The organism is Adhaeribacter arboris (genome assembly GCF_003023845.1).
GTDB lineage: Bacteria > Bacteroidota > Bacteroidia > Cytophagales > Hymenobacteraceae > Adhaeribacter > Adhaeribacter arboris.
Genome location: NZ_PYFT01000001.1, coordinates 2,182,297 through 2,205,636, shown reverse-complemented (window position 1 = coordinate 2,205,636; position 23,340 = coordinate 2,182,297). Strand labels below are relative to the sequence as shown.

At 39.2% G+C, this 23,340-nt stretch carries 20 protein-coding genes and 1 tRNA gene; 14 read left to right on the top strand and 7 right to left on the bottom strand.

Going from position 1 to position 23,340, the window contains the following annotated elements:
* The first annotated feature begins 585 nt into the window (after positions 1 to 585).
* Positions 586 to 2,388, top strand: a complete 1,803-nt coding sequence (locus AHMF7605_RS08990; protein ID WP_106928481.1) for a M61 family metallopeptidase — start codon at positions 586 to 588, stop codon at positions 2,386 to 2,388.
* A 126-nt stretch (positions 2,389 to 2,514) separates the two neighbouring features.
* Here AHMF7605_RS08990 and AHMF7605_RS08985 read toward each other — a convergent pair whose 3' ends face one another.
* Both AHMF7605_RS08985 and AHMF7605_RS08980 read right to left on the bottom strand, forming a co-directional pair.
* Positions 2,515 to 2,964, bottom strand: coding sequence for a hypothetical protein (locus AHMF7605_RS08985; RefSeq protein ID WP_106928479.1), 450 nt, complete (start codon positions 2,962 to 2,964; stop codon positions 2,515 to 2,517).
* A gap of 106 nt (positions 2,965 to 3,070) precedes the next feature.
* Positions 3,071 to 3,691: an FKBP-type peptidyl-prolyl cis-trans isomerase gene (locus AHMF7605_RS08980; protein WP_106928477.1), complete on the bottom strand. Its 621-nt coding sequence runs from the start codon at positions 3,689 to 3,691 to the stop codon at positions 3,071 to 3,073.
* A gap of 318 nt (positions 3,692 to 4,009) precedes the next feature.
* On the opposite strand from AHMF7605_RS08980, the gene AHMF7605_RS08975 reads away from it, so the two are divergent.
* From AHMF7605_RS08975 to AHMF7605_RS08960, 4 genes are read left to right on the top strand one after another with little or no spacing between them, the layout of a single operon-like run.
* Positions 4,010 to 4,627 (top strand): TetR/AcrR family transcriptional regulator, encoded by a 618-nt coding sequence (locus tag AHMF7605_RS08975; RefSeq protein WP_106928475.1) that lies wholly within the window; start codon positions 4,010 to 4,012, stop codon positions 4,625 to 4,627.
* Positions 4,624 to 5,997: a TolC family protein gene (locus tag AHMF7605_RS08970; protein ID WP_106928473.1), complete on the top strand. Its 1,374-nt coding sequence runs from the start codon at positions 4,624 to 4,626 to the stop codon at positions 5,995 to 5,997. Before AHMF7605_RS08975 ends, AHMF7605_RS08970 begins: the two co-directional genes overlap by 4 nt.
* A gap of 12 nt (positions 5,998 to 6,009) precedes the next feature.
* A complete protein-coding gene (locus AHMF7605_RS08965; RefSeq protein WP_106928471.1) occupies positions 6,010 to 7,071 on the top strand; it encodes an HlyD family secretion protein in 1,062 nt (353 codons plus the stop codon).
* Positions 7,072 to 7,074: 3 nt separating this feature from the next.
* A complete protein-coding gene (locus AHMF7605_RS08960; RefSeq protein WP_106928469.1) occupies positions 7,075 to 8,622 on the top strand; it encodes a DHA2 family efflux MFS transporter permease subunit in 1,548 nt (515 codons plus the stop codon).
* A gap of 112 nt (positions 8,623 to 8,734) precedes the next feature.
* Here AHMF7605_RS08960 and rfaD read toward each other — a convergent pair whose 3' ends face one another.
* Complete coding sequence (gene rfaD, locus AHMF7605_RS08955) at positions 8,735 to 9,700, bottom strand: ADP-glyceromanno-heptose 6-epimerase (protein WP_106928467.1); 966 nt, start codon at positions 9,698 to 9,700, stop codon at positions 8,735 to 8,737.
* 146 nt (positions 9,701 to 9,846) lie between these two features.
* Here rfaD and AHMF7605_RS08950 point away from each other — a divergent pair, with 146 nt between their 5' ends.
* The 4 genes from AHMF7605_RS08950 to lpxB all read left to right on the top strand — a co-directional run bounded on the left by AHMF7605_RS08950 (position 9,847) and on the right by lpxB (position 13,473).
* Positions 9,847 to 10,785 carry an ABC transporter substrate-binding protein gene (locus AHMF7605_RS08950; protein WP_106928465.1) on the top strand — a complete coding sequence of 313 codons (939 nt, stop codon included), beginning with the start codon at positions 9,847 to 9,849 and terminating at the stop codon, positions 10,783 to 10,785.
* Positions 10,782 to 11,789 (top strand): FecCD family ABC transporter permease, encoded by a 1,008-nt coding sequence (locus AHMF7605_RS08945; RefSeq protein ID WP_106928463.1) that lies wholly within the window; start codon positions 10,782 to 10,784, stop codon positions 11,787 to 11,789. The genes AHMF7605_RS08950 and AHMF7605_RS08945 overlap by 4 nt, the downstream gene beginning before the upstream one ends.
* Positions 11,789 to 12,208, top strand: coding sequence for a 6-pyruvoyl trahydropterin synthase family protein (locus AHMF7605_RS08940; protein ID WP_106928461.1), 420 nt, complete (start codon positions 11,789 to 11,791; stop codon positions 12,206 to 12,208). The genes AHMF7605_RS08945 and AHMF7605_RS08940 overlap by 1 nt, the downstream gene beginning before the upstream one ends.
* 143 nt (positions 12,209 to 12,351) lie before the next feature.
* Positions 12,352 to 13,473, top strand: a complete 1,122-nt coding sequence (gene lpxB / locus AHMF7605_RS08935) for a lipid-A-disaccharide synthase (protein ID WP_106928459.1) — start codon at positions 12,352 to 12,354, stop codon at positions 13,471 to 13,473.
* Between the two features lie 158 nt (positions 13,474 to 13,631).
* Here the strand turns inward: lpxB and clpX are convergent, their stop codons facing one another.
* A complete protein-coding gene (gene clpX, locus AHMF7605_RS08930) occupies positions 13,632 to 14,855 on the bottom strand; it encodes an ATP-dependent Clp protease ATP-binding subunit ClpX (protein WP_106928457.1) in 1,224 nt (407 codons plus the stop codon).
* A 279-nt stretch (positions 14,856 to 15,134) separates the two neighbouring features.
* On the opposite strand from clpX, the gene AHMF7605_RS08920 reads away from it, so the two are divergent.
* Together AHMF7605_RS08920 and AHMF7605_RS08915 are read left to right on the top strand one after the other, a co-directional pair.
* On the top strand, positions 15,135 to 16,406 hold the full coding sequence (locus tag AHMF7605_RS08920) for an AAA family ATPase (RefSeq protein ID WP_106928453.1): 1,272 nt from the start codon (positions 15,135 to 15,137) through the stop codon (positions 16,404 to 16,406).
* Between the two features lie 3 nt (positions 16,407 to 16,409).
* Positions 16,410 to 17,444 carry a 5-methylcytosine restriction system specificity protein McrC gene (locus tag AHMF7605_RS08915; protein WP_106928452.1) on the top strand — a complete coding sequence of 345 codons (1,035 nt, stop codon included), beginning with the start codon at positions 16,410 to 16,412 and terminating at the stop codon, positions 17,442 to 17,444.
* A 150-nt stretch (positions 17,445 to 17,594) separates the two neighbouring features.
* Here the strand turns inward: AHMF7605_RS08915 and AHMF7605_RS08910 are convergent, their stop codons facing one another.
* The 3 genes from AHMF7605_RS08910 to AHMF7605_RS08900 form a co-directional block, all read right to left on the bottom strand.
* Entirely contained in the window at positions 17,595 to 18,296 is a 702-nt protein-coding gene (locus AHMF7605_RS08910) for a ClpP family protease (protein WP_106928450.1), read from the bottom strand.
* A 134-nt stretch (positions 18,297 to 18,430) separates the two neighbouring features.
* The gene (gene tig / locus AHMF7605_RS08905; RefSeq protein ID WP_106928449.1) at positions 18,431 to 19,762 is read right to left on the bottom strand and encodes a trigger factor; all 1,332 of its coding nucleotides are present in this window, start codon (positions 19,760 to 19,762) and stop codon (positions 18,431 to 18,433) included.
* 74 nt (positions 19,763 to 19,836) lie between these two features.
* A tRNA-Leu gene (locus AHMF7605_RS08900) sits at positions 19,837 to 19,918 on the bottom strand.
* Positions 19,919 to 20,196: 278 nt separating this feature from the next.
* Here AHMF7605_RS08900 and AHMF7605_RS08895 point away from each other — a divergent pair.
* The 3 genes from AHMF7605_RS08895 to AHMF7605_RS08885 all read left to right on the top strand — a co-directional run bounded on the left by AHMF7605_RS08895 (position 20,197) and on the right by AHMF7605_RS08885 (position 23,318).
* A complete protein-coding gene (locus AHMF7605_RS08895) occupies positions 20,197 to 22,431 on the top strand; it encodes a RelA/SpoT family protein (protein ID WP_233218987.1) in 2,235 nt (744 codons plus the stop codon).
* A 78-nt stretch (positions 22,432 to 22,509) separates the two neighbouring features.
* Complete coding sequence (locus AHMF7605_RS08890) at positions 22,510 to 22,977, top strand: Fur family transcriptional regulator (RefSeq protein WP_394336195.1); 468 nt, start codon at positions 22,510 to 22,512, stop codon at positions 22,975 to 22,977.
* Entirely contained in the window at positions 22,974 to 23,318 is a 345-nt protein-coding gene (locus AHMF7605_RS08885; protein WP_106928443.1) for an STAS domain-containing protein, read from the top strand. Before AHMF7605_RS08890 ends, AHMF7605_RS08885 begins: the two co-directional genes overlap by 4 nt.
* The last annotated feature ends 22 nt before the right edge of the window (positions 23,319 to 23,340 follow it).

Here is a 23,340-nt window from a genome sequence, read left to right as displayed (position 1 = left end):
AAATATATCTTTATAACATAGTAGTGAGTGCTACGGCTTACTGGCCGCGCCATAAGGTGCTTGGCAAACCCCGTAAGATATGTCGGATTTAAAGAAAGGAGGTACAAATGTCTAGTCCCAAACAAATTTTATCAGGTTCAAATAATGTTGTATCCTTCAATGAAGGTCTGTTCTAAGCTGGCTTTACCGGTTAAAACAGATTAACATTATTTTTAAGATCTGAAAGGATCACTGGTTTGAAATACAATCGGTAACTTGGTAAGATTTTAAAGGATTTATAGCCTGCCTGTTTCATGTTGCATGAAACAGGCAGGTTTTTTTTTGCCCACTGATTTAAATGTAGGGTACTTCCATTTTTCCAGCTTCGGTTAGCATTAATTTTTTGATGAGGAATACTCTATTTTCTATCTTTTTATCCAGTACTTTTGCCGGATAAAAATTTTTAAAATTCGTATTGTATTATACTTCAAAAAAACAACTTACTCATTTCTTGATTTTTAATTTAACTAAAACTCAAAAGCCTTTCTAAATATACCAAATAGTTTTTATTTGCTCTTCTAACTTAGTTTTTACCAAGCGTTACCTATGTCTTTATCCAATAATAAACGAATTTTACTTTTTACTTTCTCAATTATTTTTCTTCCTATTAAAATTTGGGCAGCCGCTAACATAACTTATACCTTAGCTATGCCGCAACCCCAAACGCATTATTTTGAGGTTGAAATGACATTTGCGAGTCCTCAGAAAGATTATGTAGATGTAAAAATGCCAGTTTGGACTCCCGGCTCTTACCTGGTTCGCGAATACGCCAAAAATGTGGAAGGATTTACCGCCAGTGCCAATAATCAACCTGTGCGTTTCGAAAAAATTAATAAAAATACCTGGCGTATCTATTCACAAAAAGTACCGCAAGTTAAAATAAATTATAAAGTATATGCTTTTGAATTAACTGTACGTACCAGTTTTCTGGATGCCGAACATGGTTATGCCAACGGCGCGAGTGTGTTTATGTATCCGGATGGTTTGCAAAAGGAAAAATCCGAAATAAAAGTAGTACCCTTTAAAGACTGGAAAGTGGTTTCAACGGCTCTGGCGCCGGCATCCGAAAGTCAGCCCTTTACATTTCAGGCCGCTGACTACGATGAAGTAGTAGATTCGCCGATTGAAATTGGCAACCATAATGTGTGGCAGTTTGAGGTAAATGGCGTACCGCACCAGGTAGCTATGTTCGGGGAATCGAACGTGAACAAAGATAAGTTCTTAGCCGACCTGAAAAAAATAACCACTACGGCTACCCAAATCATGGGTGATCAGCCTATTAATCGGTACTTATTTATTATTCATAATACCTCAAATGGGGGAGGAGGATTGGAGCATAAATATTCTACAACCTTGCAGGTGAAAAAATGGAATTATGCTAGCGCCGCCGGTTATAATAGCATTCTAAGTTTGGCTGCCCACGAGTACTTTCACCTTTGGAACATAAAACGTTTGCGGCCGGCTGGTTTAGGTCCATTTAATTACGATGCCGAAACATATACTAATTTACTGTGGGTTTCGGAGGGTTTTACTAGTTACTACGCTAATTTAATTGTGCGCCGCAGTGGATTTCAGTCGAACGAACAATATTTAAATACTATTGCGAAAGAAATAAGCGACCTCGAAAATACTCCGGGTGTCCGGGTACAATCGGCGGCTGAGTCGAGTTTTGATGCCTGGATTAAATATTACCGGCCCAACGAAAACTCCATAAATGCCGGAACTTCTTATTATTCTAAAGGCTCCGTTATTGGCACATTATTAAACCTGGAAATTTTGCAGCGCACGAAAGGTCGAAAAAATTTAGACGATTTAATGCGTCAATTGTATCAGCAATATTATAAAAAACTGGACCGTGGTTTTACGGACGCGGAATTTAAACAAGCAGCTGAGAGTGTAGCAGGCGGAAAGTTGGATGCTTTTTTTAATGATTATATTTATGGTACTAAAACTCCCGACTACGTCGCCTATTTTAATTATGCCGGATTGCACTTTGTGAACTTAAATACCAACAAACCGGAAGCTAGTTTAGGAGCAAAGGTCTCTTTAACTACCGGGAAACAAATAGTTACTACTGTACTCCGGGATGGTAGCGCCTGGCAAGGTGGGTTAAATGTAAACGACGAAATTATCGCTTTAAATGGTTACCGTATAACCGACGGCGTGAATCTATCCTTATCAGGGGCGCGGGCTGGTCAGCCAATTAGTTTGCTTATAAACCGAGATGGACAAATGCTTACCTTGGAATTTCCTTTAGTAGCTACTGAAACGCGCCGCTTCGAAATCACCCCCAACGAGAAGGCTGGTAAAGAGCAAGCTGCTATTTTAAATAAATGGACGAATGGCTAATAAAAACCAGATGTAAAATTTAGGTTGGTTAGCTTTCAGAAAGTTGTAAGTAGATGAAGAATTGTTGGAAAGAAGCGTTGATACTAAATAATTGTATGATGTTTCGAAGAACCTGAGTGCAAATAATTACTCTTCCGTTAAATTTAAATTTTCGGAGTTTAGGGCACTTTGCATGATGATACGATGACGGACCGCATTAATAAATTTTAGAAAGGGAGGGTACTTACCCGAAAACCAAAAAACATAATCGTCGGTAGTGGTACTTATCTGCAAACTTATTTTTCCTTTCAAACCGAAATAAAGCCCGATAATACCAAGTAAAACCAGTAATAAACCAGGCAAGGGAGAAATAAAATAGCTTAGAATAGCGATTAAGGAAAGAGTAACCGTAAACCCGCCGGCTAAATAATAAAACAATAACCGGATATGTCGTAAATCAATAGATTCAATTTGATCTAAGGGCAAAATATACCGGTGAGAATGATGCTTAATTTCCAGCGTTTCCGCCGTTAAAAGGAGATAATCGCTGGAGTAACCTTTTTCCGGGTAATATTCTTCTATTAACTCCACCAGCATTGTCTCCGTTTTGCCTGTTTTTTACCCGAAAGCAGAACTAATTTTAGAAGGAATGTTCCAAGAAACTTCCCTCCTAAAATTAGTTCTGCTTTCGGGTTTATAATAATTAATTTACTGTTAACAATTCTACATCAAAGATGAGGGTGGCATTGGGGCCAATATCGCCGCCGGCACCCCGCGTTCCGTAAGCTAAATTCGCCGGAATAAATAAACGCCACTTATCGCCTTCTTTCATTTTTTGCAAGGCCTCTGTCCAACCGGCAATTACCCCGTTTACCGGGAAAGTAGCAGGTTCGCCCCGTTCGTACGACGAATCAAATACAGTTCCATCTAATAAAGTGCCGTGATAATGGGTAGTAACGGAATCGGTTTTAGAAGGAGATTTACCGGAACCTTGGTTAAGAACCTGATATTGCAGACCACTTGGCAAAGTAACTACGTCCGGACGGTTTCTGTTTTCTGCCAGGAAAGCTTCGCCTTCTTGTTGATTGATTTCTCCCTGCCGATTATCTGTCGTATTCTGGCGACTTGCCATTAATTGCTGAAGTTCCATCATGGCCGCTTGTACATCATCCGGGCTAAGCTGCGATTTCTGACCCGCGGTTGCTTCTTTAAAACCTTGTAAAAATATTTCGGGATCTACTTCCAGACCTTGTTTCCGGAAATTAGTGGCCATATCGCGGCCAATGATATAACTGATTTTTTCTTTGTTACTCTTAAAGTTCATCTTTATAGGGTTTGCGCACGTAGGTGCGGTTGAAAATGTAATATTAAGCATTCTGGCAATAAAACTACTTCACCTTAAAAAACGCAAAGTATAAAGGGAGGTTGCTTGGTTATACATACTTACTTTTACTAGCTGTTTTACTGTAAGTTCAGCGAGTTAGTACTAATTCTGCATCCTTTTTCTTGATATCTCGTTTTGGAGCAACTAAACGCCTAAAACATCACTACTAAAAGTCGATTAATAAATATTTAAGATTATTTTTGTATTTAATCAATCGATTGATTAATCTTGCATATAGTTTGATGTTCAAGAGAAATCATGAGGCTTGATAAGAAAGAACATATTATAGAAATAGCCGAGAGAGTTTTCGGTGAGGTTGGTTACGAAGGAGCTTCTACGCGTTATTTAGCAACTGAGGCTGGAGTTAATATCGCCATGTTAAACTACTACTTTGGTTCGAAAGATGGCCTGCTTAAAGCCGTTTTAGAAAGGCGAATAAATACCCTGCGGCAAGCCTTATTAGCCATAAAAGAAAAGCCCATCTCATCCTGGGAGAAATTAACCCAAGCAATCGATATTTACCTGGATCGCGTACTGGCAAATAATTGTTTTCACCGGCTTATTCAACGCGAACTTTCTTTAAATCAACGTCCGGAAATTATTAGTACCATTACTGAACAGGTTTTGAATAATATTGATGCCATAAGAGCTATTATCCAGGAAGGCATCGATAATGGCACTTTCCGGCCGGTTGACGTTGAGATGACCATTGCCAGCATTCTGGGCACCAAATATTACATCTCTAATTCCACACATATTTCATCCCGATTGTTGCACATGGATTTAAATGATCCGGATGTACTGGAAGCGCAACTAAGACCCCGCATTAAACATTTTATACTGGATTATTTACAAGCATATTTATTAAAAAAATGAAATCGAAACTTCGGAATCTTTTCCGTCAGGTAGAATGGAGCTACTTAAGTCAGCTTTACAAACCAATTCTAGTCATTATTTTAGGTGTACATTCCTTTACTGCCTCGGCGCAGAATGTAAAGGTACTCGCGTTAAGCGAAGCCGTAGATTTAGGTGTACGCAATAGTAAAAATTTAAAACTAGCTCAATCCAAAATTGACCAAGCAATTGTGCGGTACCATCAGGCTTTGGATAGCCGCTTGCCTACAGGTAGTGTTAGTTATACTTACAACCACGCCGAAATACTGGCCAACAAAGTACAGTTAACCCCCGAACAGCAGCCAGTAATTTTGCCAAAACATGCTGATGCCGCTATAGGAATTGCTGGTCTGCAAGAAGTGCTATTTGCCGGTAATAAATTGCGTTATGCTCGCGAAAGTACCCAATTGCTTACCGATATAGCGCGTTTAGACGCCGATAAAGACCAGGAAGAAATTATTTACAACATCACTAACGCTTATTACAACTTGTATAAGCTGCAGCAAAGTAAAAAAGTAGTTGACCAAAACCTGCAAGCCATTGACCGGCAAATAAAACAGGCGCAGCGGTTCTTTGAACAAGGTATTGTTACTAAAAATGATGTTTTGCGATTTCAGTTACAGCGCAGCAATGTGGAGTTATCGGGGGTAGATTTAGAAACCAACCGAAAAATTGTAGTATACAATTTAGGTATTTTGTTGGGTTTGCCTGATAATACTGATTTGCAGACGGAAGAATTACATAATCCAGTCAGTGAAGCACCAGCCTTAACCTCTTTTATGGAAACCGCTTTTGCTAACCGGCAAGAGTTAAAATCTCTAAGCTTAAATAGCCAGGTAGCGGATTTAAACATTAAATCTATTAAGGCCGATGCTATGCCAACAGTTCTGGTAGGGACAAATGCTTATTATGTTAATTTAAAAGGTCCTTTTTTACCACAGACGAACGGATTTATTGCTCCCGTGACAGCCGCCGCCACGGTAGCCTGGAATTTTGACCGGATCTGGCAAAATAAAAATAAAATTAGCGAAGCCCGGATTCAGAAAACGCAATTAGATATTACCCGTGACCTGACCACTGATCAGGTTAAAACCGAAGTAAATCAAAATTACCAAAACTATGTGAAAGCACTGGAACGCATTAAAATTCTGGAAACTTCTATTGTACAGGCCCGGGAAAATGACCGTACCACCGCTTCGCAGTACCAAAACAAAGTAGCCACTGCCACCGAACGGGTAGATGCGCAATCGGAGCTGTTTCAGGCGCAAATAAACTTAGAGCTGGCCCGCGCCGATGCCCAAATTGCTTATTATACTTTATTAAAATCAACCGGAAAAATCTCGCAAAAATAATTTTATAGTGTCATGGAGACAGAAATAGTAGTCGAAAAAAAGAAAAAAAAGAAATCGAAAAAAGTAATTCCTATAATTCTGGGACTTGTTTTACTAGGTGGAGCTATATTCGGTATTAGGGAATATATTTATTTCAGTAAACACGTGGATACCGACGATGCTCAAATTGATGGGGATATTAGTCCGGTGGTGGCCCGGGTAGGAGGGTACGTAGAGGAAATTAACTTTGAAGAAAACCAGCCGGTTAAACAAGGCCAAGTGGTAGTGAAATTGGATGACCGCGATTTACGTATCCGATTAGAACAAGCCGAGGCTGCCCGCCGGGGAACTACTGCGAACGTAAATGTATCACAGGCCCAAATTACTGCGACAGCCGCTAATTTATCTACCGCTAGAGCCAATATTGAAGCAGCTCAAGCCCGACTCTGGAAAGCTACTCAGGATTATAAGCGATACGCTAATTTAATTCAGGATGGTTCTATTACGCAACAACAGTTTGACCAGGCGAAGGCAGAACGCGATGCCGCCGAAGCAAACTTAGATGCAGCAAAAGGCCAGTACCGGGCAGCAAACCAACAGGTTGGTACCACTCGTTCGCAGCTCGCAGCTACTTCCACTGGAATTGAACAGCGTCAGGCGGATATTGATTTTGCAAAACTGCAATTATCGTATGCTCAGATTACGGCTCCGGCTAGTGGCATTGCTTCTAAAAAGAATGTGCAAAAAGGTCAATTAGTCCAGCCCGGTCAAAGCTTATTCTCCATTGTAAACGAAAATAGTTTGTACGTTACGGCTAATTTTAAAGAAACGCAATTAGAGAAATTACGGTCCGGCCAAAAAGTAAATATCGAAGTAGATGCTTTTCCCGAGGAAAAAGTAGTAGGTGAAATTTACAATTTTTCGCCGGCTACAGGGGCTAAGTTCTCGTTATTGCCGCCGGATAATGCCACCGGTAACTTTGTGAAGGTGGTGCAACGGGTACCCGTAAAAATCAAACTGAATGTTCGTAAAGAGATTATGGAGCGTTTACGGCCAGGAATGAGCGTACGAGTTTCGGTTATTACCCAAAAATAGACTATGGCTGAAACAGGATTAAAAAAATGGGTTATTACCATCACGGTTATTACTGCCTCTTTACTGGAGCTGATTGATACCACTATTGTAAACGTATCCATTCCGCAAATGCAAGGTAATTTAGGCGCTACCCTGGAAGATATTGCCTGGATTACTACGGGTTACGGGGTAGCCAACGTAATTATTTTGCCTATGTCGGGCTGGTTAGGAGGTTATTTTGGGCGCAAAAATTATTTTTTAGGTTCTATAATTCTTTTTACTATTGCCTCTTTTCTGTGCGGCAATGCTACTACCCTCGAAGAGTTAATTGCCTTTCGTATTTTGCAAGGTTTAGCGGGCGGTGGTTTAATTTCTACGGCCCAAGCCATATTACTCGAAACCTGGCCTCCTGAACAAGTTGGTACCGCTACTGCCTTATTCGGTTTGGGAGCCGTAGTAGGTCCAACCGTTGGTCCTACGATAGGAGGATATATTACCGATAATTTTTCCTGGCCCTGGATTTTTTACGTGAATATACCTGTAGGAGCTATTGCCGCTTTTGCCACGTATACCTTTGTGCGCGAAACTCCGCGCGAAGGCAAAGGAAACCCAATTGATTGGTGGGGTATTGCTTTACTAGCGCTGGCAGTGGGTAGTTTACAAACTGTTCTCGAAAAAGGGGAATCGGAAGACTGGTTTGCGGCACCTTATATTATTGTTTTAACCGTTACCTCGGTAATTGGTGGCATATTATTCGTTTGGCGCGAGAAAGTTACGAAGCACCCCATCGTAAATTTTAAAATTATGCGGCACCGGAGTTTTAGCGTGGGTATGTTTACTTCGTTTGTGCTAGGCTTAGGTTTATATGGGTCGATGTTCGTGTTCCCGGTTTTTTGTCAGAGTTTATTAGGATTTACGGCCCAGCAAACGGGTGAATTGTTATTGCCCGGTGGTTTATTTACTATTTTCATGATGCCATTTGTGGGAAAAATGCTGCAGCGCGGAGTACCGGCCCAGTTTATGGCAACAGTGGGTATGTTATTGTTTTTTATCTTCTCGCAAATGCTTATTAAATCCACCCTGGTTTCCGGCACGCATGATTTTTTCTGGCCTTTAGCTATTCGGGGAGTAGGAATGGCCTTGTTATTTGTGCCACTCACCACCTTAGCCATTCAGGATTTAAAAGGTAAGGAATTAGGGCAAGGTACTGGTTTAAATAATATGATGCGGCAATTGGGCGGTTCGTTTGGTATTGCTTTGCTTACTACCTTAATTCACGTGCGCTCGGGCATGCACCGCAATGATTTGCTGGTAAATATAAATGAATATAACCCGGCTTTTTTGCAGCGATTCCAAGGCTTAATGCAAAATTTCATTTCTAAAGGCTATAGCATGCTGGATGCAAAAACGGCGGCTTATCGCGCCATTGAAGGCACGGTAATGAAACAAACTATGCTTTTATCTTATACGGATGCTTACTGGATATCTGGTATGATTATGCTATGCTCGATTCCCTTACTTTATCTGCAGAAGTTTAAGAAAAACGTGAAATTACCCGTTGATGCGCATTAATCTGGAAGACCGATTAGAAATCCTCAAATTGTTAGTAGAAATTTGTATTAAAAGAACTCTTGCTAACTATTTTTTGAAAACACCTCCATTATGAATTGGAGGTGTTTTTTTATTATAAATATCTATTCGGAATTAAATATTGCTGCACATAATCCGTAATGCCTTCTTCCAGCGTGTAAAAAGGGCGGGTAAAGCCGATATTTTTTAATTTCTGCATATTGGCTTCGGTGAAATATTGATAATTATCCCGGATAACCAATGGGGTATCCACAAAATCAATATTTATTTCTTTATTCATCGCCGAAAAGGTGTTGAATCCTAAATCTAAAAACGTACGAGCTCGGCCACTACCCAAATTATAAATGCCGGAGTGCTGTCGCAAATGCATCAGAAAATAACAAACTTCTACCACATCTTTTACATACACAAAATCCCGCATTTGTTCTCCGTCTTTAAAATCGGGGTGGTGCGATTTATAAAGTTTTAAACGGCCATTATCATTTATTTGATTAAAAGCATGAAAAATAACCGATGCCATTCGGCCTTTATGGTATTCGTTAGGGCCATACACGTTAAAAAACTTTAATCCCGCCCAGAAAAATGGTTTTGCCGTTTGCTGCAATACCCACTTATCAAATTCGTGCTTGGAATCGCCGTAGGGGTTTAAAGGATTGAGCAAAGGTAAAATAGCCTCATCATCGTCGTAGCCAAGCTTACCCGCCCCGTAGGTAGCGGCGGAAGAAGCATAAACCAACGGAATTTGATACTCACAGCAAGCTTCCCAGACTTTTTTAGAGTAATTCAGATTAAGTAAATCAAAAATATCTTTACTAATTTCGGTGGTATCGGTGCGAGCGCCTAAATGAAAAATAAATTCTACTTCTTCGTAGTTACTGGTTAGCCAATCAAAAAAATCGTTGCGGTCTACGTACCGTTTAATTTTTTTACCCTGCAGGTTATTTTCTTTTTTTGCTATCGAAAAGTTGTCGACAACAATTATATCGTTAAAATTATCAGCGTTCAGCCGACTTACTAAACACGAACCAATAAAACCTGCGGCCCCGGTTACTACTATCATATTTAAATTTTATTTACAAACGGTTTTAAACTTAAGCGCTAAATTTACGAAAAAAACAATAGCTCGTACGGCTAACTCTGATAGGCGATGGGGTTTGTTTCTTTAATAAAAGCGCCTTCAATAATAAATTACGACATAATTATAAAATGCCGCGAAAACAATTCCGAGTAAAAATACTTTCAATAGGTTTAAGGCACTCCCTATGGTTTTTGCTCTATGCCGGATTTGGGTGCCAGTCTGGAAATGAGAATGTAAAAAAGCATTTACCCGTAAAAGAGTACATTACGGTTACCGACGACTTAGGGCGAAAATTAAAAATTCCGCATTATCCTAAACGCATCATGGCTTTGGCGCCTTCGGCTACGGAAATGCTGTATGCCGTGTGCGACGAAAATCAGATTATTGCCCGAACCCAGAATTGCGATTATCCAGCTAAAGTCAAAAATAAGCCCGTGGTGAATAACTATCCGATGGATTATGAAACCTTGATAAAGGTAAAACCCGATTTAATTTTTACGGTACACGGGATTACTCCGCCCGAAGTAGCCGCCCGCATTCAGGAACTGGGTATTCCGGTTTATTTTCAAACTTTCGAGAAATTAAACGATGTTTTTGACCGCTTAGTGGATATTGGCAAAATAATGCACCGCGATGCGTATGCCATGTATTATGCTGATTCGTTACGGCGCGAACTCAAAAATATAGCTGCCCGAAACGCAAAAATTAGTTTTAAACCGAAAGTTTTAGCTATTACCTGGAACGACCCTATTTACGTGTATGGTCGTAATACTATTTTTACAGATAAACTGCGTTTACTTGGCGCCGAAAACGCGGTTACTGAAGTAATGTCCCAACCTTATCCGGCTTTAACCCGGGAATATATTTTAAAAATAAATCCGGATGTCATCATTGGCGGCACCTTCGGGAAAATGGATAGTACCTTTTTTCAGCAGTACCCGGAACTGAAACAAATCAATGCGTATCAAAACCGCCGTATATTTGCCGCCACTGACGACTTAATGTCCCGACCTAGTCCGCGGGTAGTAGAGTCCGTCCACGAACTGCAATCTCTCCTTAAGCTTTGACGAAGAACTTAATTATTTATTTTTTACTACTGGTACTACTCTTATTAATATTAGGATTGGGCTTGTTAGTGGGCAGCTTTGAAACTTCGCTAACCGATGTGCAAGAAGCTATTTTAGCATATGAACCAACAAATGCCACTCATTTTGCTATTGTGCAATTACGGCTGCCTCGATTAATATTAGCCCTGTTAGTCGGTAGCTCCCTTTCCTTTTGCGGTTATTTAATGCAAGCTATGGTAAACAATCCGTTGGCCGATCCTTATATTTTAGGTACGGCTTCCGGCGCTTCGCTAGGGGCTTCTTTGAGTATTTCCGGTATATTGGCTACTACCTGGGGAGTAATTTATTTACCGCCATTTTTCGCTTTAGCAGGAGCTTTTGGCGTAACGGTTTTAGTAATTGCCTTAGGCTACCGCAAAGGCCAGATTATTCCTGCTCAGTTGCTGTTAGCGGGCATTGCTGTTAGCTCATTACTTACTGCCTTGGTAAGTTTATTTACATTTCTTTCTGGTTCCGAGAGTAACATTAAATCTATTTTATTTTGGTCGATGGGAGATTTTGGGCGGGCTAACTGGAATTTTTTACTATATCCTGCCACAGCTTTAAGTTTAGCTTTGTTGCTGTTCCGGTTTCAGGTGAAAGAACTAAATGCCTTATTATTAGGCTCCGATCGGGCACATGCCTTGGGCGTACATGTAGTACGTACTCGGTGGCTTATCTTAATTACCGTAGCCGTACTTTGTGGATTTTCAGTTTCCTTAGCAGGTTCCGTAGGATTTGTGGGGATTATTATTCCGCATGTTACCCGGGCTTTAATGGGTATTACCTCTAAAAACAACCTTCTGGTGTGTGCCTGGTTAGGCGGCGTGTTTATGATAGGCTGTGATATATTGTCCCGCTTTATATACCCACCGGCTGGTTTACCAATTGGAATTATTACTTCGTTTTTCGGGGTACCTTTTTTCGTATATTTGCTGCTGAAAAAGCAATATCAATTCAGCTGATGGTTTATATAAGCAGATTAGAACATTTTAATGCAGCGCATAAGCTGTTCAACCCAAATTGGTCGCTGGCGAAGAACAAAGAAGTGTTCGGTCCGTGCGCTAATGCTAACTGGCACGGTCATAATTACGAATTGATCGTAACGGTTAAGGGTAATCCGGATCCGGACACTGGTTTTGTAATTGACCTGAAAAAACTCAGTGTACTAATCCGGGAGCATATTATTCAAAAAGTAGATCATAAAAATCTTAACTTGGATGTGGCTTTTATGGAAGGCAAGCTGGCCAGTACCGAAAATCTAGTTATTGAGTTCTGGAATATCTTAAAACCGCTAATTTCTAAAATTTCCAGTTCAGCTCAATTACACAGCTTAAAACTGTACGAAACGCCCCGCAATTTTGTGGAATATTTTGGCGAATAATTATATTGTTGGTTTGCTAAATTGTTGAATAGCTGATTAAGCATTATCGAAATTATTTGATTACCATTAAAGGAAGCCATTCAACAATAAAATTCTTTAGTAAAGTAACAATTCAACCATCCAGCACTTCAACCATTTAAATTTTGAAATATTATCTGATTGCAGGCGAGCGCTCCGGCGATTTACACGCAGCTAAGTTAATGCAGGAGCTGCAGAAGCAAGATGCTAACGCTGAGTTCCGTTATTGGGGAGGCGATATGATGCAAGCAACGGGCGGTTACCTGGTGCGTCATTATCGGGAACTAGCTTTTATGGGCTTTAAAGAAGCAATCACTAATTTATTTAAAATATTGCGTTTCCTGCGGGAGTGTACCTCCGATATCCAGGCTTATAATCCGGATGTAGTTATTTTAGTAGATTATGCCGGATTCAATCTGCGGATTGCCAAATTTGCCAAAGCAAACAACTTTAAAGTTTTCTATTATATCTCTCCTAAAATCTGGGCTTGGAACCAAGGGCGGGTGCATACTATTAAAAAGTTGGTAGACCGCATGTTTGTAATTATGCCTTTTGAAGCTGCGTTTTACCAGCGCTTTGATTATAAAGTGGATTACATCGGCAACCCAATTGCCGATATGGTAAGTGCGCATCAACCCAATACCTTATTCCGGCACCAGAACAATTTACCCGACAAACCCATTATTGCCATACTGCCAGGTAGCCGCAAACAGGAAATTGAATCTATATTGTCGGTTATGCTGAGTGTAATTCCAGATTTTCCGGAATACCAATTTGTAGTAGCCGCCGTATCTAACTTAAATCCGGAGTATTATCGTAATATTGGGCAAAAGGTAAATGTTAGTGTAGTAACTAACCAGACTTATGATTTATTAGCCAATGCTCAGGCGGCTTTGGTTACTTCAGGTACAGCTACCCTCGAAACGGCTTTATTTAATGTGCCTCAAATAGTTTGTTATAGTACCAGTACCATTTCTTACTGGATAGCGCGAGCCGTTATTAAAGTGCCGTATATTTCCTTAGTAAATTTAATTGCTGGTAAAGCAGTAGTAAAAGAGCTTATTCAAGCCGAATTGACCAGTAGAAACATTATTGCGGAACTAAAAAAAATAACGGAAGACGACGCTTTTATTCACCAGCAAAAGAAAGATTACCAAGCTATTCGTACTTTATTAGGCGAAGCCAAATCGGCGACTAAAGCCGCTCAACTAATGGTGAAATACTTGACATTAAACACTAGATATTAAACATTAGATTCTCGATTTTAGACTAAAGCATTGATAAGAACATTTTATAGTGAAAACAAAAGCGGCTCCTAAGTATTCAGGAGCCGCTTTTGTTTGATAATAATTTTTATAAAATTACTTTGATCTAATATTCAACATCCAATATCTAAAATCTAACACTAAGCTACCTTTAATTGCTTTAAAGACGATTTTTCGAACTGCTGACGGGCATATTCTAAATCAATAATCAAGTCAGAAGTACCTTGTTGCGAAGGAAGTTCAAACATGGCTTCCGTCATGATACCTTCACAGATGGAACGCAAACCACGGGCACCCAATTTGTACTCCGCCGCTTTGTCTACAATATAATCTAAGGCTTCTTCAGCAAAGGAAAGATTAATGTTTTCCATTTCGAACAAGCGCTTATATTGTTTAATAATGGAGTTTTTAGGCTCAGTTAGAATTAAACGCAAAGTAGATTTATCCAGCGGATTAAGATGGGTTAAAACGGGTAAACGGCCAATGAGTTCCGGAATAAGGCCAAAAGTTTTTAAGTCTTGGGCAGAGATATACCGTAAGTAATTATCTGTGTTTTCGGCATTATCCGCTGCCGATTTCGAAAAGCCAATTGGTTTGGCATTCATCCGGTTTTTAATGAGCCGGTCAATTCCCACAAAAGCGCCGCCGCAGATAAACAGAATATTCTCGGTATTCACCGATATCATTTTTTGTTCCGGATGTTTCCGACCACCTTGCGGGGGAACATTTACCGAAGTACCTTCCAGTAATTTCAATAAAGCTTGCTGTACACCTTCGCCGCTCACATCGCGGGTAATAGAAGGATTATCACTTTTACGGGCAATCTTATCAATTTCATCAATGTATACAATTCCACGTTCGGCTGCTTCTACGTTGTAATCTGCGGCTTGCAATAACCGGGTTAAAATACTTTCTACGTCTTCCCCCACATAGCCCGCTTCGGTTAATACGGTAGCATCGGCAATACAGAAAGGAACTTGTAAAATGCCGGCTAACATACGAGCCAGAAAAGTTTTTCCGGTACCTGTTTCGCCCACCATAATAATGTTTGATTTCTCAATCACCACATCATCGGTCTTAATAGTTTGCATTAACCGTTTATAATGATTGTAAACTGCCACCGACATTACTTTCTTCGCCTCATCCTGCCCCACAACAAATTGGTCTAAATACTCCTTCATTTCTTTTGGTTTAACCAAATTAAATTTGGGAGATCGACTGCTCGAACGAATTTTATTTTCTTCGTTCAAAATTTGCTGCGCCTGGCCGATACACCTCTCGCAGATATGAGCATTAATGCCCGAAATCATTATAGATACTTCTTTTTTTGTTTTTCCGCAGAAAGAGCACGTTACATCGGCCATATAATTATTAGTAGTAAAAGGTATTTTTAATGTAATCTATTACAAAGGTACTAAATAGAATTTTTACGGTTAAATATTTTTATTCACACATTCTTAACATTTAAAATATTGTATGTTAGATATTTAGCTGAAAGTAGTAAGCTAAAAACCTTTTTTTGAATTTTTTTAAGTTTGGGTCTTTTAAGTTTATATTTAAAAAGTAAAAAAACTTGTTTAAATGCTATTATTTTTTCTGAACCTAACCAATTAATTTGTACGTTGTTAGGGTAAGAGTAGTTTATGGCCACATTTCGACTTAAAAGTATTACCCGGGAGCATATTTTACAGGCGATAAACCACATAGATCGTCAACATCTTAATTTAAGAGCTTCTACGGTATACGATGTTATTTACAAAGGAAAACGCTACCCGCCCCGGGAATTGCTGCGGATGGCGCACCAAGTGGCAAGTGGTACGGCAGCAGAATGGGTAACTTCGGCCGGTGTAGCGGCTAATACCTATTTAGAAAAATTAGGTTTTTCGGTGGTAAACAAGCGGCCCTTATTTTTACTGCCGCCGGACGACGATAAAGTTATTACAGACTTAGCTGCTCCCGCCGAAATTGCCTTGGCTCTTAGTAATCCGGTACCTTCTTCGGAATTAGCCGCCGAACCAGCAGTTGTTTACACTCCCAAGAAAGTAGAATCATATTCTTTGGCGCAAGCATTAAAGGAAATTTTTCTGGAAGAACATCAACTATTGAGTTTACTAACTGCCTTGCGCCGTAAAAAGAATATCATTTTGCAAGGGCCACCAGGTTCCGGAAAATCATTTTTGGCTAAACGTTTGGCCTTTTTAGAACAGGAGAACAAAGACCAGAATCGGATAGAAACGGTTCAATTTCATACTAATTATGCCTACGATGATTTTATTCAGGGTTACCGGCCGGATAGCGAAGGTAAATTTAAACTGACGAATGGGGTATTTTTTAACTTTTGCCGGCGGGCTTTAGCTGATACTGAAAATTCTTATTACTTCATTATTGAAGAAATTAACCGCGGTAATGTAGGTAGTATTTTTGGCGAAATGTTGTTTCTGCTAGAGGCGGATAAACGCGGACCAGCGTTTGCTACTTCTCTTACTTATGGGCAATCCGAAAACGAGAAATTTTATATTCCGGGAAATGTATTTGTAATTGGTACGATGAATACCGCCGATCGGTCTTTAACTTTATTAGATTATGCGTTAAGGCGGCGTTTTGCTTTTTTAAAGATGGAACCCCAGCTAGGCGAGCGCTTTCGGGAACATCTTTTAAGTAAGAATTTAGCTTTGGGTTTAATAAATCATATTATAGAGAGTATTAATAAATTAAATCAGGTAATTAGTGATGATCCGGCACTCGGGCCAGGTTTTCGGATTGGGCATAGTTATTTTAGCAATCCACCCGTTGCAGCTGGCATAGATTGGTTTAAAGGCATTATCGAAAATGAAATTACACCCTTGCTCGAAGAATACTGGTTTGATAATCCGAAACAAGTAACAACGCAACTTCAAAAACTGCAAGTTAGGTAAGTTATGGTTATTCCCATTCAAAATATTTATTACCTGCTCAGTTACGCTTGGGATAAGACGCATTTATTATTGAAACCGCAGTTGGTTGGAAGCGAAATTAGCGACAATTTAACAAATTTGTTGACAGACATGCTCCTGCCGGAAGTACAGCTTTTAGTCGCTCAAGGTTTAGCTACCGATTACATAACTCAAACGCGCTCAGTTAAAGGAATTAAAGGCAAGTTGTTATTAACCGAAACCTTCAGACAAGATTCGAAACTCACATCAGGTCGAACAATATGTGCCATAGAAGAGCTTAGTTCGGACATTTTGCCTAATCAAATTATAAAAAGTACGTTTGTACAGCTACAACAAACGAATGATTTAGCACCTGTTTTTCACAAACAAATAAAAGACCTTTTACCAGCCTTCGCTTCAATAAGAGCATTTTCGCCTGCTATTCCAAAGAGAGAACTTATATTACCCCGTTTTCAAACAGCTCGTTATCAATTTGTCCTGCATTGCTGCGCTTTTATTCGGCAAAACTTATTGCCGGTAAATGGAGGACAGGAATACACTTTTAAAGCTTTTTTAACCAATAAAAAGCAGATGGCGACAATTTTCGAAGCTTTTGTTCGGAATTTTTATCGGCGAGAGCAAAATATTTTTCAGGTAAAATCAGAGAGAATAGACTGGCAAGGACCAAAAGCTACAAAGGAAGCGCAAGATTTTCTGCCTGCTATGTTTACCGATATTTCGTTACAATCGGAGGAGCGTAAAATAATTATTGATACCAAATATTATAAAAAAGCCTTTTTACCTCATCATCAAAAAGAAAAGCTGCATTCTAAACATTTATATCAATTGTTTGCCTATTTGCAAAACTCACTAGTGAGGCACCCGGAACAGATTATAGAAGGAATATTGCTTTACCCAGCCGTAAACAAAGAATTAAATCTTGAATATACTTTAAGTGGTAAAAAGGTAAGGATTTGTACCATCAACTTAAACCAGCCTTGGCTTACTATTAAACAAGATTTATTAGAGTTACTTGCTTAGTAAAGTTACTTTGTTTAGCATCTTAGCTTTGTTAAAGTTGTACTTTGTTCTTTCGTAAATAGGTGCTAAATGAAAATTTTGATCACAAAAAAGCTTACCCCACTATTTAAGTTAAGGTAAGCCTTTCTAAAAATTAGTGTCCGAAATAACTTAAACGGTCGGACGAATTAAAACTTCGTCGATTAAGCCGTATTCTTTGGCTTCGTCGGCGCGCATCCAATAGTCTCGGTCAGAGTTATCGTGTACTTCCTGGTAGCTTTTACCGCTGTGCGAAGCAATAATTTCGTACAATTCTTTTTTCAGTTTCAGAATCTCCCGGGCGGTAATTTCGATATCGGAAGCCTGGCCTTGGGTACCTCCCATTGGTTGGTGAATCATAACGCGGGCATGCGGTAAAGCAGAACGCTTGTTTTTGGCACCCCCGCACAATAACACCGCACCCATCGAAGCGGCTAAACCCGTACAGATAGTAGCTACATCCGGTTTTACGTACTGCATGGTGTCGTAAATACCTAAGCCAGCGTACACGGAGCCACCCGGACTATTAATATATAATAAAATATCTTTCTTCGAGTCGGAAGATTCCAGGAAGAGCAGTTGCGCGGTGATAATATTGGCAATAAAATCATCTACCTGCGTACCCAGGAATATAATACGATCCATAATTAAACGCGAGAATACATCAATCTCCCGGAAGTTAGTTGGACGTTCTTCAATTACCGAGCGAGTCATGCTTTCGATGCGGTGCAGATTAGTAGTATTCTCAACGTGGCTTAAATACTGATCTACGCCTAAACCGCTTAAACCTTGGCCTTTCACGGCAAATTTTCTAAATTCATCTTTATTGTACATAAAGTAGGGTCTTAAAGGATTTAAGTAAAATATAAAACAGGTAATAGGGTAAGCAAATAACAGAAATCATGCGAAAGTAAAAAAGTCCTTATTATAAGGACTTTTTAAGCTTTTTGTTTTATAAAACTAGTATTTTAAAACGGTAAATTACGGAACTCATCGGCAGTTACTGACTTTTCGACTACTGTAACTTTATCTTTTAGTACATCTAGCACTTTTTCTGCCAAAATGGCTTCGTATTCGTTAATGTAATTACGGCCATTATTTTGTTTCAGGTAATTATCAATATAACCATTCATTGTTTCAGCTAGTTCTTCTGAAATTTCTGGCATATTAAACTGGGCGAACATTTTAGCTTTAGTAGCATCTACCACTTCCTGATTCGAAACTTTTATGTCGTTTTCTTCTACTACTTTGTTGCGAATCATGGACCATTTAAGCTCATCTTTGTATTGCTCAAAGTTTTGCTCAATTTGCTCGGGAGTTAACTTACCTTGATTAGAAACGGCCAACCATTTTTTGAAAAATTCTTCCGGTAAAGTAATATTGGTTTCTTTTACCAGTTTTTCCACTATTTTATTTTTTAAAACTTTATCGGCTTCCTGCTGGTAATTCTCCGTTAGGGTTTCCCGAAGCTTATTATTAAACTCTTCTTCGGTTGTAACGGTATCTTTCCCGAAAATTTTATCGAATAATTCCTGATTTAATTCAGCAGCTGTAGTGCGGTTTATTTTTTCAACGGCAAACTCAAATGAGCCCTTTAACTCGGCTGCTTCTGATTTTTTAAGACCAGTAACGTGCGAAATAGCACCAGCATCCTGATCAAATACTTCCTGAAGGTTAAACGTGATAACATCACCTGGTTTAATCCCAATAAATTGCTCTTGGTTTTTCTTGATTTTATTTATGGGCAGGAGGGTAGTAGTTTTAAAATCTCCTTCCACTTGCCGCAACTCGCCCGAAAGGTAATCGTTTGCTTCTGAAGTTTCCGGGTTAGCAGTTTCGCCGTACTGGCGTTGCAAATGCTCATGTACCTGGTTAATAGTTTCTTCGTCAAGCTCTATTTTATAAGCATCTAAAGTTTCACCAGCAGTAAGGTCTAGCTCAAAATCCGGGAGAATACCTAACTCGAAATCAAATTCAAACTCTTTTTGGTTGTCCCAATCAATGGAGTTTTGCTTAGTTTCATCTGGCAATGGCTCGCCTAAAATTTTAAGATTATTTTCTTTGATATAGTCGTTAACCGATTTAGAAAGCAAGCCATTAATTTCTTCGGCTAAAATGCTTTTGCCGTACATTTTACGGATAAGGCCAGCCGGAACTTTACCCGGACGAAATCCTTTGATCTGTGCCTTTTTGGTATATTCTTTTATTTTTTCGTCAACTTTAGGAGCATAATCCGCTTCCTGCAATACCACCTTCAGGTTAGCATTGGTTGTGTCGTTTTGGTTTAAGGTAATGTTCAAGGCTTACAAATTTAGGTTATTGGATACTGCATTAAAAATAAACCCTCAACATAGAAATGTTGAGGGTGCTGAAGTGCGGATGAAGGGACTCGAACCCCCATGCCGTGAAGCGCTAGATCCTAAGTCTAGTGCGTCTACCAATTTCGCCACATCCGCAAGGCTTTCCAATTGTGCTGCAAAGGTACAAAAGCGGAAGGTAAATGCAAAATGCTTTGTATTTTTTTATAAAATATTTTTCCTTAGACTATGCGTACAATAGTGTTATTACAATTGGGAATTAAAAGGTTAACTTTTGTTACTTTAATAATTGGAAGTGGTATAGAGTTGTTGCTATCTAAAATAGGCACGATATAGTAGTAGATTATGTTTATAGGATAAGTACATTTGATTTCAATAAAAAGAAGCTTAGTATTAAGCCATTGCCTTTAAGTAAAATGCGACGAAACGCACCTTATACAAAAATGATTGATCCGGAAGAAGAGCGAAAGGAAATATTACGTCATTATCGCCGGTTGTTAAAATATGCCAAGCCTTTTTTAAAGGATAATGATGCTAAAATTATTAAGAAAGCATTTAATACATCTCTGGAGGCACATAAAAATATGCGCCGTAAATCGGGGGAGCCTTACATTTTGCACCCCTTAGCGGTAGCGCAAATTGCCGTTGAAGAAATTGGCTTAGGCACTACATCTATAGTAGCCGCTCTTTTGCACGATGTAGTAGAAGATACCGAACTTGAAATTCAGGACATTGAACGGGAGTTTGGGCACAGCGTAGCACGAATTATTGAAGGACTTACCAAAATTTCCGGCGTTTTTGATTACGGTACTTCGCAGCAAGCCGAAAATTTCCGGAAAATGCTACTTACTCTTTCCGATGACGTACGCGTCATATTAATAAAGTTAGCCGATCGCTTACATAATATGCGTACCCTGGACAGCATGGCCCGGGACAAGCAATTAAAGATTGCTTCGGAGACAATGTATTTATATGCACCTTTGGCGCATCGTTTAGGCTTGTACGCTATTAAATCAGAACTCGAAGATTTATACTTAAAATATACCGATACCGAAACCTATAAAGAGATAACGAATAAAATCAGGCAGACGAAGATAGCCCGTAATAAGTTTATCAAAGATTTTGTTACTCCCCTAGAAGAAGAATTAAAGCGGCAAGGGTTTGATTTTGAAATCAAAGGTCGTCCTAAATCTATTTATTCTATTCTAAAGAAAATTCGCAAGCAGAATATCACCTTCGATGAAGTGTACGATTTATTTGCCATTCGCATTATATTAAATGTGCCTTTAGAAATAGAGAAAGCGGCATGTTGGTCGGTTTATTCAATCGTTACGGATTTTTATCAACCTAACCCCGATCGGTTACGGGATTGGGTAAGTACTCCAAGAGCCAATGGCTACGAATCTCTGCACACTACAGTAATGAGTCGTACGGGGCAATGGGTAGAAGTCCAAATCCGCAGCCAACGAATGAACGATATTGCCGAAAAAGGCTATGCTGCTCATTGGAAATATAAAAGCGAAGGCAGCGCTGCCGGCCACGAATCCGGATTAGAGCAATGGATTAATAAAGTACGGGATATGCTCGAGACGAACAATTCTAATGCTTTAGAGTTTATGGACGACTTCCGGAAAAACTTATTTGTAGAAGAGGTTTTTGTGTTTACGCCAAAAGGTCAGTTGATAATTTTACCAGATAAAGCTACTGCGCTGGATTTTGCGTTTGAAATTCACACTCAAATCGGAATTCAGTGCATTGGAGCAAAGGTAAATCAAAAGCTTGTTCCTTTAAGTTATCGGCTTCATAACGGTGACCAAGTAGAAGTATTAACTTCCCAAAAACAACGACCTTCGGAAGAATGGCTTAAATTTGCTACTACCTCCCGGGCAAGGGCCAAAATTAAAGAGTACCTGCGAGAAGATCGAAAAATTAAGGCAGAGGAAGGTAAAATTTTAGTTGGGAAACGTTTGCAGCAGCTAGGAATAGAATTTTCGTCTTCTAATTTAAATCGTCTTTTTACGTTCTTTCATGTTCCACATCCGCAGGAGTTCTATTACCGGATTGCTATAAATAAATTGGATGTAAAAGATATTAAGGAAGAAATTTTTGATCATAATTTAGTTTTAGAGCGGGCTAAAATGGAGAATTTCGATCAAAAAAGTTTTGATAAAGAAGTACAAAAAATAAGAGGAGTAACCTCTGACATGTTGGTAATTGGAGAAAATACGGCGAAGATAGCTTATAGTATAGCTACTTGTTGTAATCCGATTCCTGGCGATGATGTTTTTGGTTTTGAAACGGAAAATGAAGGCATTATTATCCATCGTACTTCTTGCCCGAAAGCAGTAGAATTAATGTCGAATTACGGCAATCGCATTGTAAAAGCTAAATGGACCGATCAATACGAATTAGTGTTCCTGGCTGGTATCCGAATTAAGGGTACTGACCGCGTAGGAATGGTAAATGATTTGACTAAAGTTATTTCCAACAGCTTAAAAGTAAACATGCGTTCCATTACCTTAGATTCACACGATGGTATTTTCGACGGTAAGATTATGGTGTTTGTTAATGATACTAGTCATTTAGAGAAATTAATTCAACGGCTCAACCGGGTAAACGGAGTTATTTTAGTGGAACGTTTCGATTCTTAACTATATTAAATCAGTTCAAATCAGGGAATGTTCAGGGATTATTTAATAATAAGTTTATTTTAAAGAAAGGCAATAAACGTGTTAGATCTTGTAAAATTTAACGAAGTAAAAAAAATATTTACGGCATACCTGGAAAGTAAAGGTTTGCGAAAAACGCCAGAGCGCTACGCTATCCTGGAAGAAATATATTCTCGTAATGGCCACTTCGATGTAGAATCGTTGTACATAAGCATGAAGAATAAAAACTATCAGGTAAGTCGGGCAACCGTGTATAATACACTGGATTTATTGGTAGAAAACGATTTGGTCAGTAAACATCAATTTGGCCGGAATCTGGCTCAATACGAAAAATCGTATGGTTACCGGCAGCACGACCACGTAATTTGCACAGAGTGTCATAAAGTAGTGGAGTTCTGTGACCCTCGGATTCATAATATTCAGACCATGGTAGGGGAACTATTAAATTTTCATATCTTGCACCACTCATTAAATTTGTACGGCATTTGTGCTGATTGCCGGGCCAAAAACAACGCGCAAAATTCATGAAACTGGAAAGTACTGTTACAGAAGATATTGTTTACGTTCGGTTACAAGGTGATTTAATTGGAAACCCAGATTCACAACAATTAGTAGAATTAGTAAATAGCAGCATCAACGAAACCAAATTGCTTTGTGCCGTAGATTTATCGGAAGTACGCTTTATAAACAGTAGTGGTATTGGAGTATTGGTTTCTTTATTAACTAAGTTTCGGAATCGGGGTGGTGAAATGGTATTAATAAACCCATCAGAACAAATCCGTAAGCTGTTAATAATTACTAAACTTAATAACATTTTTACTGTAACTGATACTGATCAGGCAGCCGCCAACTTTTTAAGTCGATCTTGAAATTCCTCATTTATTCAGGTTG

Excerpts from the sequence above, each read along its gene's own strand:
- AHMF7605_RS08915 (WP_106928452.1), top strand. The coding sequence starts at position 16,410 with ATGGTTATTCCCATTCAAAATATTTATTACCTGCTCAGTTACGCTTGG.
- AHMF7605_RS08910 (WP_106928450.1), bottom strand. The coding sequence starts at position 18,296 with ATGTACAATAAAGATGAATTTAGAAAATTTGCCGTGAAAGGCCAAGGT.
- AHMF7605_RS08975 (WP_106928475.1), top strand. The coding sequence starts at position 4,010 with ATGAGGCTTGATAAGAAAGAACATATTATAGAAATAGCCGAGAGAGTT.
- rfaD (WP_106928467.1), bottom strand. The coding sequence starts at position 9,700 with ATGATAGTAGTAACCGGGGCCGCAGGTTTTATTGGTTCGTGTTTAGTA.
- AHMF7605_RS08950 (WP_106928465.1), top strand. The coding sequence starts at position 9,847 with ATGCCGCGAAAACAATTCCGAGTAAAAATACTTTCAATAGGTTTAAGG.
- AHMF7605_RS08970 (WP_106928473.1), top strand. The coding sequence starts at position 4,624 with ATGAAATCGAAACTTCGGAATCTTTTCCGTCAGGTAGAATGGAGCTAC.
- AHMF7605_RS08940 (WP_106928461.1), top strand. The coding sequence starts at position 11,789 with ATGGTTTATATAAGCAGATTAGAACATTTTAATGCAGCGCATAAGCTG.
- AHMF7605_RS08990 (WP_106928481.1), top strand. The coding sequence starts at position 586 with ATGTCTTTATCCAATAATAAACGAATTTTACTTTTTACTTTCTCAATT.
- AHMF7605_RS08980 (WP_106928477.1), bottom strand. The coding sequence starts at position 3,691 with ATGAACTTTAAGAGTAACAAAGAAAAAATCAGTTATATCATTGGCCGC.
- AHMF7605_RS08985 (WP_106928479.1), bottom strand. The coding sequence starts at position 2,964 with ATGCTGGTGGAGTTAATAGAAGAATATTACCCGGAAAAAGGTTACTCC.
- AHMF7605_RS08895 (WP_233218987.1), top strand. The coding sequence starts at position 20,197 with ATGCGACGAAACGCACCTTATACAAAAATGATTGATCCGGAAGAAGAG.
- AHMF7605_RS08920 (WP_106928453.1), top strand. The coding sequence starts at position 15,135 with ATGGCCACATTTCGACTTAAAAGTATTACCCGGGAGCATATTTTACAG.
- AHMF7605_RS08960 (WP_106928469.1), top strand. The coding sequence starts at position 7,075 with ATGGCTGAAACAGGATTAAAAAAATGGGTTATTACCATCACGGTTATT.
- AHMF7605_RS08885 (WP_106928443.1), top strand. The coding sequence starts at position 22,974 with ATGAAACTGGAAAGTACTGTTACAGAAGATATTGTTTACGTTCGGTTA.
- clpX (WP_106928457.1), bottom strand. The coding sequence starts at position 14,855 with ATGGCCGATGTAACGTGCTCTTTCTGCGGAAAAACAAAAAAAGAAGTA.
- AHMF7605_RS08965 (WP_106928471.1), top strand. The coding sequence starts at position 6,010 with ATGGAGACAGAAATAGTAGTCGAAAAAAAGAAAAAAAAGAAATCGAAA.